We start from the raw sequence: 14322 nt of genomic DNA, 5'->3' as shown, positions 1-14322 counted from the left end.
CCAACCCTATCATTGGAGAAATGGCCGAAAATTCTTTAAAATAGAGTACAACAAATGTTCAAGGGGTACAGAATGAGAATGAAAAAAAGAATATACTTGATTCTTCATTGCGAGGCAGAGGGTTTGGCTTTTCGATCAAAGCTTACCTCAGAGGGGAGAACGGCCGCCCAAAAGCTTTCAGATTTTCTTTATGACAAAGATGTGGATTTAATTGTATCAAGTCCGTTTATCAGAGCCTGTGAAACAGCTATGCATGTAAGTGAACGCCTTCAGCTTAAAATGATTAAAGACATTCGGTTATCGGAGAAAGTGCTTTGTACTGAAAATGCGGAAGATTGGCTGACGATGGTGGAAAAATCCTTTTCAGATCTTGACCTGACTTTTCCAGGCGGAGAGTCGAGCAATGAAGCGATGAAAAGGGGAGTAATTGCCTTGCAGGATACCCTCCTTCATACAGGGAAAAGTGCAGCCATCATTACACACAGCAATCTGCTCATTCTGATTCTTAAACATTTTCAAAAAGAGTTTGGCTATCAGCATTGGAAAGCTCTGACTTCACCGGATGTGTACACCCTTGAGTTTTTATCAGAAAAGCCGGAGATCTGCAGAATGTGGAATTGATGAGGTAAAAGGAGGAGAACTATGAAAACGGCAAGTGTGGCAGCAGATGTCAGGACCCTTCTTGGAGAGGGGCCGGTATGGGACCCTCGGAGCAGTCTCCTATATTGGATTGATATTGAGGGACAAGCGCTTTATTCATTAGATCCTTCTAGGGAAGGGCAAGTAAATAAAATGTCTCTTGGGCAGAGGCCGGGAGCTCTGGTGCTGCGGGAAACAGATGGGGCAGTATTGGCGGCTGAAAATGGATTTTTCTTTTTGGATATGAGCAGCGGCAAGCTTGAAGAAATTACAAATCCTGAAGAACATGTAGCCAATAACCGCTTTAATGATGGCAAAGCAGATCCGGCAGGCCGGTTTTGGGCAGGGACGATGGAGGAAGAAGGAAAGAAGCACCAAGGTTCTCTATATTGTCTCAATACAGACATGACGGCTCAAAGAAAACTCCAAAATCTCAGTATTTCGAACGGGCTGGCCTGGTCCAGAGATAACAAATATTTTTATCTGATAGATACACCTGAAAGTAAGGTGTTTCAATTTCATTATCAGCTGGATACGGGAAGCATCAGCGAGAAAAGAACTGCTATCACGTTTCCGGAAGATGCTGGCTCACCTGACGGCATGACGATAGATGAAGAAGGCATGCTATGGATTGCGCATTTTGGAGGAGGAAGAATCAGCAGATGGAATCCTGACAGCGGTCAGATGCTTGAAGAGGTCAGTATTCCTGCACCTAATGTGACTTCCTGCGTTTTCGGAGGGGAGAACCTGAATACGCTGTACATCACAACCGCCAGCATTGGCATGAGTGATGAAGAATTGGAAAAATTTCCGAAAGCCGGCAGCCTATTTCAGTATGAACCATCTGTAGCAGGGACGGTTTTGAATTATTTTAAAGGATAAGGACGAGAATAAGTGAAAAAAACATTATCTAAGGAAGAAAGACAGCAAATGCTGTCAGACATTCAAAGGTTTTTTTATGATACAAGAGGAGAAGAAATCGGTGAGCTTGCTGCCGGGCATGTTCTCGATTTTATTGAGGAAAGCATTGCACCTCATTATTACAATCAAGCCCTTGATCATGCGAAAACACTGCTTGACGACCGTTTAGCGTCGGTAACGGAAGAGCTTTATGTATTGGAAAAACAATTGAAGAGATAAGATGAAAGCTGTTTTAAAGGATCGTCAAGATCTTTTAAAGCAGCTTTTTTTATGTTTCAATGACAATTTCAAAGCTGAATTTCAGCACCTTGATGAAATTTTTGCCTGTTTCTGCTTGGTATATTGTCCGTTACCGTCCAAATAATAAGAAATGCTTTTACGGAGGTGATGACAATGAAAAAACTTGGAATTCACGAAATGATGGAAGTGCATGAACTGGTTAATTTTAAAACGGTCAGCCTTGTTAAATCCAAGATGCTTCAGGGCCTTGTTTTTGATCAGGATCTGCGGGCCTTGATGGATAAAGATGTGAAGCAGTCAATTGTTGCAATCACAGCATTACAGGCATTGCTGCCTGAGGAGGAAATTCAATAGAAAGGAGGGGTCTTTCTTGATTAAAGATTACCTGGAAGTTGAAAACGCGGAAGGTATGCCGGAATTGGCTGATACCACACTTGCACTGGAGTTTTTACTTATGACGAAAACTGCTGTAAGAAACACGGCCATTGCCTTAACTGAAACTGCTACACCTGCGCTGCGCAAATTGTTAAAAAAACAGCTGGACCTCGCAATTGACCTTCATGAGGAAACATCAAACTTTATGATTTCAAAAGGGTGGCTTCATCCCTATGAAGTTACAGATCAGTTCAAACTGGACAAAAAGTCTGTAGAAGCAGCGCTGATGATCGGTGCAATGAAGCTGTATGCCGATGATACATCAAAGCGGGGAATGATGGCAGATTTAGGCGAGTAAAAAAGGAGGATACTGATGAAGGCTGTTACTTTTCAAGGAATCAAGGACGTTAGGGTGAAGGAAGTAAGTGATCCCAAAATTGAAAATCATGATGATATTATTGTCAGGGTCACGACAACTGCCATCTGCGGTTCCGATTTACACTTAATTCATGGAATGATGCCCAATTTTCCTGAAGACTATGTCATTGGACATGAACCTATGGGTGTTGTAGAGGAAACAGGAAGAAATGTGACCAAAGTAAAAAAAGGGGACAGAGTCATTATTCCTTTTAACGTCAGCTGCGGAGAATGCTTGTATTGCAAAATGGACTTAACCAGCCAATGTGATAACTCCAACCCTCACGGCGACAGCGGCGGATTTTTTGGATATTCGGAAACGTTTGGAGGATATGCAGGAGGCCAGGCTGAATATCTGCGTGTCCCGTACGGAAATTTTACTCCCTTTAAAATTCCTGAGAATAGTGAAGTAAAGGATGAGAGTCTTGTGCTGCTGGCGGATGCAATGGGAACAGCATATTGGTCCATTGATAATGCTGGGGTGAAAGAGGGCGATACAGTCATCGTGCTGGGATGCGGTCCTGTAGGGCTGCTTGCTCAAAAATTTGCATGGCTGAAAGGTGCTAAACGCGTAATTGCTGTTGATTATGTCGGTTACAGGCTGAAGCACGCAAAAAAACATAATAAAGTGGAAATTTTTAATTTTGAGGATAAAGAAGATATGGGGCTCCATTTAAAGGAGATCACAAACGGGGGTGCAGACGTAGTGGTCGACTGTGTTGGAATGGACGGAAAGATGACGCCGATGGAATACCTGGCAACTGGTGTCAAGATGCAGGGAGGCTCGATGCAGTCGCTAGTGATGGCTGCGCAGGCAGTCCGCAAAGGCGGAGTGATACAGGTAACAGGTGCGTATGGAGGAAGATACAATGCTTTTCCTCTCGGTAATTTGTTTAACAGAAATATTAATTTAAAAATGGGACAGGCACCGGTTATTCCTTATATGCCATATTTATACGGCTTAATAGCAGACGGCAGTGTAGATCCCTCTGATATTGTCACGCACGTGATGCCTCTTGACGAAGCGGAAAAAGGCTATGAAGTATTTGACACGAAAACCGAAGACTGTATAAAAGTCATCCTCAAACCATAAAGACAGTACAAGATGGTTTGCACAATAAAAAAACCGGAGCAAGCAGAGCTTGATCCGGTTTGTTTTTCTCTCCAGCAATATGTCAGGGTGCTCCAGTCCATACGCCGCTAGTCGGGCGCTTCCGCTTTTCATTGTCTAGCTGCGACGGACAGGACGTCCTAGTGCCGGCATTGGCACAGGATGTGCCGATCTTAGCCGGCCAGCGCCCAGCGGCTATTGGACTTCGCCCCCTTCCCTGCGATAAGTCAACATGTAATCGCTTTTGCTCTTCGTGTTTCCTTTATCTCAGACGCAAAAAGCGGAGGCGACTGCCCAGGACCGACAAGCATAAGATGGAATGCGGCGCGGCGGGATTTGCCGCATAGCAGTACAGCTTATGACTCAAGGGACTAGGAGCCGCAGCTGGATTAGGGTGCTCCAGTCCATACGCCGCTAGTCGGGCGCTTCCGCTTTTCTAGATTGGCAGCGGTCTCAGGCGCACCGGGATGCTTCTGGGCATCTGCCAGTCTTCCTGAGCCTGCTTCAGATAACGGTACATTGCTTTTCCGCCGGAAGCATTAGCGGAATGAATTGTTATATTGTCAGCAAACAGCTGCTTTCTCACCATTATTTCAACAAGAAGTAATCCGTTTCTTGTCTTGCATAGCAAATCATGATCCAGTGAAAGAAGTCCTATATCATAGGTTGACATTAAAACCAGGCAATCGTCAATTGTCTCAGCCAACTGATATCCGTCGGGGCACTTGCGGTAATCGTCAAGAAATACATTAATTTTGTTCAAACCGATCTCCCCCTTATCAAGGCACTATTATAGTCTAACACAAAATGAAATATATCACAAAAATATTTTGAAAATTTAGAATGATTGTATCTCCAGATTTTCATGGGATTTTCTTTTTTATACTTCAACATTTACTTTCCACTCTGTTTTCTCAGACAGTTACTAGTCTGAGCAAAAACGTTAATCTTTGTTTTAGGCAATCTTCCAACGAAAAATAAGCGGAGCTATTCCGGTTAAGTTCAATATTCCGCTTTTTTTCGTGAAAATAAAGGAAGCTTTTCCGGTTAAGCCGATGAAAAGCCCTTTATTTCATGCTGTTGAAGCAGATAGACGGAATGCCACCGGCTATTCACTGCTTTTTTTATAATATTTGTTACTTAAGCGAAAATTCTCCGTCTATGCCTTAGCGAAAAAGCTCCCCACATTCTCAGCATTTGACAGGTTCTACCTCGCATTTGCCTCTTTATTTCAAAATTTTTTTAAAAAAACTGATCCAAATTCATTTTTGTTTCGTTAGCTTTATGAAAATAACAAAAACAAAAAATGAGGAGAGTGTAGAAATGAAATTGAAAAGAATGATAGCACCCCTGCTTGCAATGTCACTGATTGTTCCGGGAGCAGGCGGAGCGAAGGCTATGGAAAATCCAACAGTTAGTACGCCCGCAGCTGATTTAAGATCAACATTTGACCATTTGCTTTCAGAACATTATGTATTAGCTGTTACGGCAATGACGAAATCATTTGATTCTGCAGAAGATGCTGAACAGGCCATGGATGCACTCGACCAAAATGCAGCAGATATGACGCCGGCTGTTGCCTCTGTATATGGTGAAGAGGGAGCCGCCGAGTTTCAAAGAATATTCGGGGGACATAACGACTATACGGCTGATCTTGTAGCTGCAGCGAAAGAAAATGATGGTGCTGCCCGCGATGCAGCAGAAAAAGAAGTGGAAGAGTTTGTGCAGGAGTTTTCAACATTTCTTGATACTGCTACAGAAGGAAATCTTCCAAAAACAGCTGCAGAAGAAGCAATTCGGCTTCATGAAGAACAAGTACTGAATGTTTTTGATTATTATGCAGCAGGTGAATATGAAAAAGCCTATAAAACCTTCAGAGAAGGCTATAAACATATGTATGTGATCAGCAAGGCTCTTTCAGGAGCAATCGTTGCTCAAATGCCTGAAAAATTCCAACATACCAAAGTAGACGAACCGGCAGCAGAGCTTCGGTCAACGTTAAACAGCCTGGCTGCGGAACATTTTGCTCTAGCTGCAATCGGCATGCAAAAAGGATATGACAAAAGCGAGGATTATGACTTTGTCAGCTGGGCAGAGGATGAAAATACCGCTGAATTTAAAGAAGCTTTGGCCGGCATATATGGTGAAGAAGGTGCTGCACAATTTGAAAAGGTTTGGCAGGATGGACACATTAATGCACAGGCAGAGCTTGTAAGTGCTTCACTTGAAGGAAATGAAGAGGGTGAAAAAGCAGCTAAGGAAAAACTTCATGCCTTTTCTGCTAACTTTGGAAGCTTTCTGTCAGCTGCAACAGAGGGAAATCTTCCTGAAGAAGATGCCCAAGCGGCAGTAAAAGCACATGAAGAAACTGTAATCAAAACGTTTGAACAATATTCATCCGGTGAGTTTCAAGAAGCTTACAGCACATTCCGCGAAGGCTATGCACTTATGTACGGTGTAGGAGAAGCGTTGGGAAATGCCATTGTTACTCAGATGCCAGAGAAATTTGCAGGCACAGCTGTACCTGAAGAAATGCCGAAAACAGGCATGGGCGGGACTTCAAATACTGCAGGAATGATGTGGGCAGGAATCGCTGCGGCTTTTGCAATCGGAGCCGGCTTTGCAGCAAGAAGGAAAACAGAAACAGCAGAATAATTGAGGAAGAGAGGAGTTCCCTCTCTTCTTTTCCAAATGGAGGGTGATGAATTTGAAAAGAGCTTCTATATTAGGAATCAGCAGTATACTTTGTCTGATTCTTGCAGGCTACAACACTGGCTTTATCTCCTCTTCACTCTCTTCAGATGGAGGAGAAGAGATGCAGGCAGGGGAGTTAATCAATAGAAAGCCTCCGAGTCAAGGGGATGAATTCCGGTTAATAAAAGAACAGGTTAAAAAAAGGGCGGAAGCTGTTCAGCCAATTGAACCGGCTTTCATTGAAATTCCAAAGCTCAAAGTAAACGCAGCAATTGAAGCTGTGGGCATATTGGAAAATGGCCAGATGGGTGTTCCAGGGGATATTCAGCAGGTTGGCTGGTTTCAGCCCGGCGTAATGCCTGGCGAAAAAGGAAATGCAGTACTCGCAGGACATGTGGACAGCAAAACTGGTCCGGCTGTTTTTTTTAACCTGGGCCATCTGGAAAAAGATGATGAAATTATGGTGAAGGATCAAAAAGGAAAAACGCTGACTTTTATAGTTCAGAAAAAAGAAAGTTTTCCCCGCAGCGATGCCCCCATTCAGGAAATTTTCGGCCCATCAGATCAGAAAAGTTTAAATGTTATTACCTGTTCGGGCACCTTTAATAGAGCAGAAGGAACGCATGAAGAAAGGCTGGTTGTATTTACAGTCTTAAAAGAAAATAAACTGGAGCTCTTTCCGAAAAGCCCTCAAAATGTTCAGATTCAAGGGTCGTTTCTTACCTGGCATGCAGTGAGAGATGAGGAAATTGCAGGCTACCGGATTTATCGTGGAGACTCTGCTGAAAACTTCAGTCATATAAAAAGTATTTCTGCACATGAGCGGAAAAGCTTTACAATAGAGAATCTGGATTCCTCTGTCTATTATGTTACAGCGGTAGATGTGTACGGCAATGAATCAGAACCTTCACAAGCTGTCCTTACGAATGAGAACAGCCCATAAAGTTGAAAAATAGTGAGCGTATATAACGGTCGCTATTTTTTATCTTCTTACATGACTGGGCACTTTTACCGGCAGTAGTCTATTTTTCCTATCCTCCGTCCCGCAGTAATGATATAGTAAATTTGGTAAATTTTAATTAAAGGAGAAACATATGGTTGATATTGATGATGCAGCATTATACAAAAGATCGTTGCAAAAAGATAAGATAGCATTCGAAGCACTATATGACCGTTATGAAAAGCTCCTGTACTCTTTTGCCTATAAAATGACAAGAGATGAAAGCCTGGCGGAAGAAGTGGTCCAGGATATTTTTCTTAAGCTTTGGAATGAAGCTGAGAAATATGATGAAAGCAAGGGGAAGTTCTCATCCTGGCTGCTGACAATGGCCAGGTTTAAAGCGATTGATCTGATTAGGAAAAATAAGCGGCATGAACATTTTGAACTGCTAGAAAAGGACGATGCAAGGCAGCCTGCAGCTTCAGCAGCGGAAGAAGTGGAGTGGCAGGAAGAGCGCAGCAGTATATTGGCAGCTGTCAAACAACTGAAAAAAGATCAGCAAAAAATTATTGACTTATTCTACTTTAAAGGACTTAGTCAACAGAACATTTCAAATCAGTGTGAAATTCCGCTTGGGACTGTGAAGGGGAGAATACGCTTGGCTTTAAAACATTTAAGAGATCATATGAGCGCTGAAGGGAGGGATTTGCAATGACAGATAAAAAACAATGCGATCACCTCATTGATTATATAAGCCGTTCATTAACTGAACAGGACAAAGAAGCATTTGAGCAGCATATGGCAGGTTGTAAACAATGTGAAGAAGAATATCGGGAGCTTATGGACTTAACTGAAAATCTGCCTTATTTGTCTGAGCCTGTGGATCCTCCTCGAGAAATGAAAACACGCATTTTGGAAAATGTGTATGGTGAAACAAAGAGTAGTCAAGGTACAGTGAAACAGACTACTGAAGAAGTTCCTCAAAAAGGAATAGCTTCGTGGGGAAAAGGGCCTTTCATTGGCATGGCTGCCGCACTGATGCTCTCTCTGGCGGGAAATATATATTTATTAAATTCTCCTCCTGACAGTGAACAGCTGCCTCAGGAAGTCGTGGCAGATGCACTCTCTCTTCAGCCAACTTCACCGGATTCATCCGTGTACGCTATGGCAATGCTGCTTACCTCACAGCAGGGTGAGCAAAAAATTATTCTTCAGGCGGCAAATCTTCCTCCTTTAGAAGAAGGGCAGTATTATCAGGCCTGGCTGATTGTGGGAGAGACACCTGAGCCGACCGGCTATTTCACACCTGACGAAACAGGAAAAGGAAGCCTTGTATATAATCTTGGTGAAAAGAGAGAAAACTGGCATACGCTTGCTGTCACAATAGAAAATGAACCAAACCTTCCTGCACCACAAGGAGAAGTTGTGCTGGCGGGAGAACTGTAAAAAGGGCCATATGGCTCTTTTTCTTTTTCAGCAGAAAAGGCTGTTGGGCTGGAGCTGGGCAAAGAATCTTGTCAACTATATGATCCATGGCAGTTAACAGCGTTTTGCTGTTTCTGTTCCCATAGATTATCAGCATCTGACTGAGGGGGTACCTGTTGGGCGTTTCTTTTTTTGCGATCTCTTTAAAATTAGGCAATGCAGTTTTTGCCACAGCAGATTTAGAGAAACAAATTGAAACCTTTTCCAAATTCCATCCGTAGATAAGGTCAAGGTAAGCCGCAACAGATAAAGCCAGTATTTCACCTTATCATCTTTCTGCTGTTTAGCTTTCCGGAAGCAGAGCTTTTCTAGGCTCTTGTGTTTCTGCTGTAAATATGGATTTTGGTATTTGTTTTTAATCAGCGGATTGCTTTTCGCTTCACCAATGGGCATGACGGTCTCTATTTCATAAAAAGCCGTTATGTATCGCTTATGGTGGATGGTTGTATGAAAAAACAAATAATCTCCTTTATGTACATGCTGAAGCAGTTTTCTTCCATTCGCCCCTATATCTCCAAATGTAAATTCGTGAAAAAGGGGATCTTCCTCTCCATCGTTTTTCTTCGGATCCAAATACTATTTTAATAGGGAAAAATAGTAATTGACTATATTAATTATCTTCCGGAGTATATAATCTGTTAGGTATACAAAAAAGGAAATATATACAATTAAATGCTATTATTTATATTTATCCAAAGAACAGAATGAGTGTGAAAAGTAAAAAGTTATTGCCCGAAGTTGTATTATCTTGTAATTTGTTGTCATTTTCTGCGTTCTCACCAGCACAAGCATCAGATTCGCTATTTGTTCAAGATTTAAGTGAGTATTAGAATTTGAGTAGTGAAGAAGTTATTCGGTCTGCTGATGATGCTTCTAGACAATTAGGACTAACTCCAAGCGAGACATTAGAACAAATGCATAAAGAACTTATGGATGGTAAAAAGGAGGGGGACATTCTTGCAAAGAATACCAACGCTCCTACAGAAGAAGGAATGGTAATGCTTGGGGGGTCTGCAGGAGAAAAATATATACCAATGCATATATTGCATACTATAACCATGGGCACGTCGGAATCTAAACCAAGACTAATGAAATAACCGAAGCAGTTCCAGAAATAGGCGTTCGCGTTATTGATTATAGAGGACGCAATGTTGAAGCAGGGGCTTTTGTTCAAAAGGTTGCAACAGATAAGCGAGACCGCGCTGCGTATTGGGCTAGGTCGCATAAAGGAGACAAATACTCCTACAATTTTGCTACAAATCGGACCACTCCACATGAAGGAGACAAGAACTGCTCCAAGCTTTTATGGTCTGCATTTACGCAAGCTGCTGATATTGACATTGATAGCAATGGAGGATTAGGGGTTTATCCTAGAGATATAACCTCATCAATATATACCACCACCATTCATACTGTACAATAAGATTACTAATATCAGAATTGGAGGAGGAGGTTTTGCCTCCAATTCTGAAATCCTTAGTAGGGACTTGGTATAATGAAAAGCAGAAAGAAAATCTGGCTGATATTTATTTCTATTGTGGTGTTAGTTTCCGGAATTACATACATTTATCTGAATGTAAATTCGTGGAAATATTCAGCGGAGGAAGGAATGATGTCCAAAAAGAATTTTCTAACAGATAAAAAAGCCATACTATTTTTTTCAACAACTATTGATATAAATCCTGGAAAAAGCATAGCATTTTTTGTTGATCAAAAAGGTGAAATCTCTTACCGGAGTATGAAGCCACTTGAACTAGGTTCTGTTGCAGTCCATGACGATCAAGTACTCATAGAGGATAAAGAAAATATTTTTATTTTAGGCAATAAAGCAGGGAAGTACAAACGCAATTCACAGCACACTGGAGATCAAAATGGATATATAAACAAGACTGGTTCATTCTATACTATTTATAACTCGGGATATGCAGATGATGGTAAGAGCTATAAATCTGAAGTGTATTGGAATATCGGGCGCCAAATGAAATCTGACGTTATACCGTACTATATTAGAGAAAAAGGTTTTTATGACGATACAATTTTTACTGCCCAGACGCATGATGCAGATAAGTCACGACAGTTCAAATTTAAAAAAATTCATTTAGGAAATAAAATGAAAATAGAAGAAGTAGCTGAGGTATCATTAGGTAAGAATGCTAGTCCTTTATCACAATTAATGGTTGATGATGAATTTATTTACTTCCTCTTTAATGGAGCAAAGGGCGAAGCTGTTTATCAGCTTGCGAAAATTAATCAAAAAAATAAAGTGGTTGAAACTTTTGATATAAAAACCTATAGAAAATACAAAGAACAAGCTCATCAAGCTGTCCCTTTTGACCGAATACCTGCTTACTTAAAGAATGATTTTATCTATTTCGCCGATGGTTTTGGAGAAGTAGTAAAAATTAATAAAAAGAATGGAAAGATAGAAGGATCATACAATCTAAACTCTAAATCGGTAAATTCAGGGCTCAAAAATTTGCAGTTTGAGGGAGACTCAATATTCCTTTTTTCTATGAATCGAGGGCAGGACGGTATGATTGAAAAATACAGATTGCAGGACGGCAAGCTTACGGAAGTAACCCCGGTTAAAGATATTGGCAAAATCGTTAATCAAAATAGCCGTGTTCATTTGTATGATTTTGAAATAATCCATTAACAGACAAAGAAGCAGCCATGGTTCTCACGGGAAATATTGTTCGTGGATAGAGAAGAGGATTACGCAATGCTGAATGAAAACCAGCTTAGTGAGATTAAAAAGCTGCAGGAAGTATGTGAAACATTCGATGGTATTGAACTGAAGCTGAATTGGGATATGCTTCGGAAACGGGAGACCGGCTTAAAACAAGACTTCTTTTTATATGAACATGGAGAATTGATTGCTTTTGCTGCCATTTACGGATTTGGAAACAAAGCAGAGATTTGCGGAATGGTGGACCCGGCTTACCGCAGAAGAGGAATCTTCTCTCAAATGCTTGGGGATGCCATCAACGAAGCAAGGAAACTGGAGTATCAAAAAATTTTACTGAACGCGCCTGCCAAATCGGATTCTGCCAGGATGTTTATCGAAGGAACGAGTGCAGTCTTCCTCATAGCGGAATATCAGATGAAATGGGAGGGCGGTACACTTCTTGATTCATCAGATGTATCACTGCGTCCTTCCCGAGACGAAGATTTTGACCTTGAAGTTCAGCTTGATGTAGATTGCTTCGGTTATAAACGAAGTGAAGCGGAAAGATACCGTAAACAGCTGAATGCAGATCATCAGTCTGCCTATTGCATAATTGAACATAAAGGAACCGCAGCAGGCAAAGTCCGGATATGGGAAGAAGATGGAGAAGCCTGGATCTACGGTTTTGCTGTTACTCCAAAAGAGCAAGGAAAAGGAATCGGCCGAAAAACGCTGGCAGTCATTATACGGGAACAAACTCAAAAACAAAACAAGATTTATCTTGAAGTGGAAGCAGAAAACACGTACGCCTTAAAACTTTATGAAACATGCGGATTCAAAACCTACGATGCTCAAGATTATTATTTGGTTCACTAGCTCTCCAGCGATGGAGGGTTTTTTGAGTTGGTACCAGTTCACTGGATGCCGTACACTTAGCGGAACTTCCTTACTGTAAACACTTTTCAGGTGACTCTTCCATAGCTTGTGACGTTGTAAATTTTACATAGAATGTTCAAAAAGTGTACTTTTATTTTAACGAGAGGTGTAAAGAATAAAGAAAAAGGGGTATAATAAGGGTGTAAAGATAATGTGAAACATTTCACAATCAACATAACCAAAAAGAAAAAGATGGACTGAAACAGGCAGCAATATTTTTTTAAATCATTATGTGAAATATTTCACAAAATAATAATGAAGGAGAGTGCTACAATGAGAAAATGGCATGAGCATCAACTGGCTGCAATGGCATGGACTGTGTTGAGAATCTGGCTGGGAGTAAAGTGGCTGGAAGCAGGGTGGTATAAGGTTGTGGATGGGTTTGACGCAGAAGGATTTTTGCACGGAGCAATCGCAAAAGCAGCAGGAGATTCTCCTGCGGTTGCGGGCTGGTACGCTGCTTTTCTGGAAGGTTTCGCTCTTCCAAATGTGAAGCTGTTTAACATACTGATTCCATGGGGAGAAGTACTTGTCGGCATCGGACTTATTTTAGGAGTGGCAACAATTCCTGCACTGCTTGCGGCCGCCTTTATGAATTTAAACTTTTTACTGGCAGGAACAGTTAGTACAAATCCGATTCTTATCACCGCAGCTTTTATCCTGCTCTTTGTTAGAAAAGATGCGTATGCATGGGGCGGAGACAGAGTGCTGATTCCTTATATTAAAAAGGTTGTAAAGCGAGGAAATCAGCATCGTAATGGTAAAGGAAAAACAGGCGGTAACGCCGTGGTACATTAAATTTAAAGAGCGAAACAGCTTGTGGAAGAGTAGTTTCCTCAAGCTGTTTATCTTTGCTGGTAGAAAGATCTCTTCATAGCTTGCTGGCATGAGATTTAAGTTGCAAGCCCATTTCCTCAACTACATCTACAAAATTTAGAATTTCCTGCGTCGAAAGAGCCTGATCTCTTCCCACTGAAACTACCTTTTCAATGGACTCCGCCATTTCGTGAATACAAGCCTGCAGATTCACAAGTGTTTCTCTTATTTGGTCAGTAGATTGAACAGTCTCATGAGACAGCTTGCGGATTTCCTTGGCTACTACGTCAAATCCTTTGCCCATTTCACCAGCCCGCGCAGCTTCTATAGAAGCATTTAGTCCAAGGAGATTTGTTTGATCAGCAATCTTCTTGATAAATGTTAATACTTCTTGGGTTTTTTTCATCTCCTGCCCTGCCGAGTTAGATTGCTGCATAAGATTTGCGCTGATTTCCTTCAACCCCTCAGCACCCTGCTGAACACCGTGCAGTCTCTCATTTGCATGTTGAATCGCGCCTACAATCTGTTCTGAAATCTCACGGAGTTTTCTTTCATTTTGTTCTTGTATCTGAACCGCAACCGCGCCTATGACCCTGCCTTCGTATACGATAGGGTTAGCGAAACCGGTAAAGGAAAATCCGAAAAATTCTTCCGGCACTTCTTCTTGAATATAACGGTTATGTTTAATACAGTCAGCCAGCGGTTCTTTTGGGTTAATTTTAGTGCCTTTTCTGACCCCAATATCAATTTTGCTGCTGGGAAAATAATCGAGCCATTGCTCTCGATCTGTTATTCCTACTGCAACATTGGGAAGCATGGGTGCAAGAATTGATATTGAATTGTTTAATTGCTTAAGGAATTCTATTGAAGACTTCAGTTGATGATTTTGAGCTATCAAGTAAATACCTTCCTTCTATGTTGATCTACTCTATTGATATCGGCAGCTTTACAAAAATGTAAAAACAAACATGTGTTACAAATAACATGGAAAATGAGTTTACTAATTTTCCATTACTTTGGCTGATTTTGTTGCTGGTGCTGACTGCTGCGTTTATTATGCTGTAATTCCATGGATAGTGG

The 14322-nt window shown here is 41.4% G+C and carries 17 protein-coding genes; 14 read left to right on the top strand and 3 right to left on the bottom strand.

Annotated features, from left to right (window positions below):
* The first annotated feature begins 78 nt into the window (after positions 1 to 78).
* The 6 genes from GJU40_RS06975 (at position 79) to GJU40_RS06950 (ending at position 3685) form a co-directional block, all read left to right on the top strand.
* On the top strand, positions 79 to 621 hold the full coding sequence (locus tag GJU40_RS06975; RefSeq protein ID WP_170289345.1) for a histidine phosphatase family protein: 543 nt from the start codon (positions 79 to 81) through the stop codon (positions 619 to 621).
* A gap of 21 nt (positions 622 to 642) precedes the next feature.
* Positions 643 to 1521 carry an SMP-30/gluconolactonase/LRE family protein gene (locus tag GJU40_RS06970; protein ID WP_154307024.1) on the top strand — a complete coding sequence of 293 codons (879 nt, stop codon included), beginning with the start codon at positions 643 to 645 and terminating at the stop codon, positions 1519 to 1521.
* A 12-nt stretch (positions 1522 to 1533) separates the two neighbouring features.
* Entirely contained in the window at positions 1534 to 1779 is a 246-nt protein-coding gene (locus GJU40_RS06965; protein WP_154307023.1) for a DUF2164 domain-containing protein, read from the top strand.
* A 168-nt stretch (positions 1780 to 1947) separates the two neighbouring features.
* A complete protein-coding gene (locus GJU40_RS06960) occupies positions 1948 to 2154 on the top strand; it encodes a spore coat protein (protein ID WP_154307022.1) in 207 nt (68 codons plus the stop codon).
* Positions 2155 to 2170: 16 nt separating this feature from the next.
* A complete protein-coding gene (locus GJU40_RS06955; protein ID WP_246188292.1) occupies positions 2171 to 2533 on the top strand; it encodes a spore coat protein in 363 nt (120 codons plus the stop codon).
* A gap of 15 nt (positions 2534 to 2548) precedes the next feature.
* Positions 2549 to 3685: a zinc-dependent alcohol dehydrogenase gene (locus GJU40_RS06950; RefSeq protein WP_154307021.1), complete on the top strand. Its 1137-nt coding sequence runs from the start codon at positions 2549 to 2551 to the stop codon at positions 3683 to 3685.
* Positions 3686 to 4139: 454 nt separating this feature from the next.
* Here the strand turns inward: GJU40_RS06950 and GJU40_RS06945 are convergent, their stop codons facing one another.
* Positions 4140 to 4466: a cyclic-phosphate processing receiver domain-containing protein gene (locus tag GJU40_RS06945; protein ID WP_154307020.1), complete on the bottom strand. Its 327-nt coding sequence runs from the start codon at positions 4464 to 4466 to the stop codon at positions 4140 to 4142.
* A 560-nt stretch (positions 4467 to 5026) separates the two neighbouring features.
* Between GJU40_RS06945 and GJU40_RS06940 the strand changes: the two genes are divergently transcribed.
* From GJU40_RS06940 to GJU40_RS06925, 4 genes are all read left to right on the top strand, one after another.
* The gene (locus tag GJU40_RS06940; protein ID WP_154307019.1) at positions 5027 to 6358 is read left to right on the top strand and encodes a copper amine oxidase; all 1332 of its coding nucleotides are present in this window, start codon (positions 5027 to 5029) and stop codon (positions 6356 to 6358) included.
* A 52-nt stretch (positions 6359 to 6410) separates the two neighbouring features.
* The gene (locus tag GJU40_RS06935; RefSeq protein WP_212029809.1) at positions 6411 to 7340 is read left to right on the top strand and encodes a class F sortase; all 930 of its coding nucleotides are present in this window, start codon (positions 6411 to 6413) and stop codon (positions 7338 to 7340) included.
* Positions 7341 to 7491: 151 nt separating this feature from the next.
* Positions 7492 to 8052, top strand: a complete 561-nt coding sequence (locus GJU40_RS06930) for an RNA polymerase sigma factor (protein ID WP_154307017.1) — start codon at positions 7492 to 7494, stop codon at positions 8050 to 8052.
* The gene (locus GJU40_RS06925) at positions 8049 to 8783 is read left to right on the top strand and encodes an anti-sigma factor (RefSeq protein WP_154307016.1); all 735 of its coding nucleotides are present in this window, start codon (positions 8049 to 8051) and stop codon (positions 8781 to 8783) included. The genes GJU40_RS06930 and GJU40_RS06925 overlap by 4 nt, the downstream gene beginning before the upstream one ends.
* Positions 8784 to 8912: 129 nt before the next feature.
* Here GJU40_RS06925 and GJU40_RS06920 read toward each other — a convergent pair whose 3' ends face one another.
* Positions 8913 to 9281, bottom strand: coding sequence for a hypothetical protein (locus GJU40_RS06920; RefSeq protein WP_154307015.1), 369 nt, complete (start codon positions 9279 to 9281; stop codon positions 8913 to 8915).
* A 374-nt stretch (positions 9282 to 9655) separates the two neighbouring features.
* Between GJU40_RS06920 and GJU40_RS20960 the strand changes: the two genes are divergently transcribed.
* From GJU40_RS20960 to GJU40_RS06900, 4 genes are all read left to right on the top strand, one after another.
* Positions 9656 to 9919 carry a hypothetical protein gene (locus GJU40_RS20960; RefSeq protein WP_246188291.1) on the top strand — a complete coding sequence of 88 codons (264 nt, stop codon included), beginning with the start codon at positions 9656 to 9658 and terminating at the stop codon, positions 9917 to 9919.
* A gap of 398 nt (positions 9920 to 10317) precedes the next feature.
* The gene (locus GJU40_RS06910) at positions 10318 to 11478 is read left to right on the top strand and encodes a hypothetical protein (protein ID WP_154307014.1); all 1161 of its coding nucleotides are present in this window, start codon (positions 10318 to 10320) and stop codon (positions 11476 to 11478) included.
* Positions 11479 to 11520: 42 nt separating this feature from the next.
* Positions 11521 to 12366: a GNAT family N-acetyltransferase gene (locus GJU40_RS06905; protein WP_343031443.1), complete on the top strand. Its 846-nt coding sequence runs from the start codon at positions 11521 to 11523 to the stop codon at positions 12364 to 12366.
* Between the two features lie 333 nt (positions 12367 to 12699).
* Positions 12700 to 13224 (top strand): DoxX family protein, encoded by a 525-nt coding sequence (locus GJU40_RS06900; protein WP_154307013.1) that lies wholly within the window; start codon positions 12700 to 12702, stop codon positions 13222 to 13224.
* A gap of 73 nt (positions 13225 to 13297) precedes the next feature.
* On the opposite strand, the gene GJU40_RS06895 is transcribed toward GJU40_RS06900, so the two are convergent.
* A complete protein-coding gene (locus tag GJU40_RS06895; protein ID WP_281350670.1) occupies positions 13298 to 14140 on the bottom strand; it encodes a methyl-accepting chemotaxis protein in 843 nt (280 codons plus the stop codon).
* Positions 14141 to 14322 lie beyond the last annotated feature (182 nt).

The organism is Metabacillus lacus (assembly GCF_009674805.1).
Lineage (GTDB): Bacteria > Bacillota > Bacilli > Bacillales > Bacillaceae > Metabacillus_C > Metabacillus_C lacus.
The sequence above is the reverse complement of the archived record's forward strand: the minus strand, read 5'-3'. Positions and strand labels throughout refer to the sequence as shown.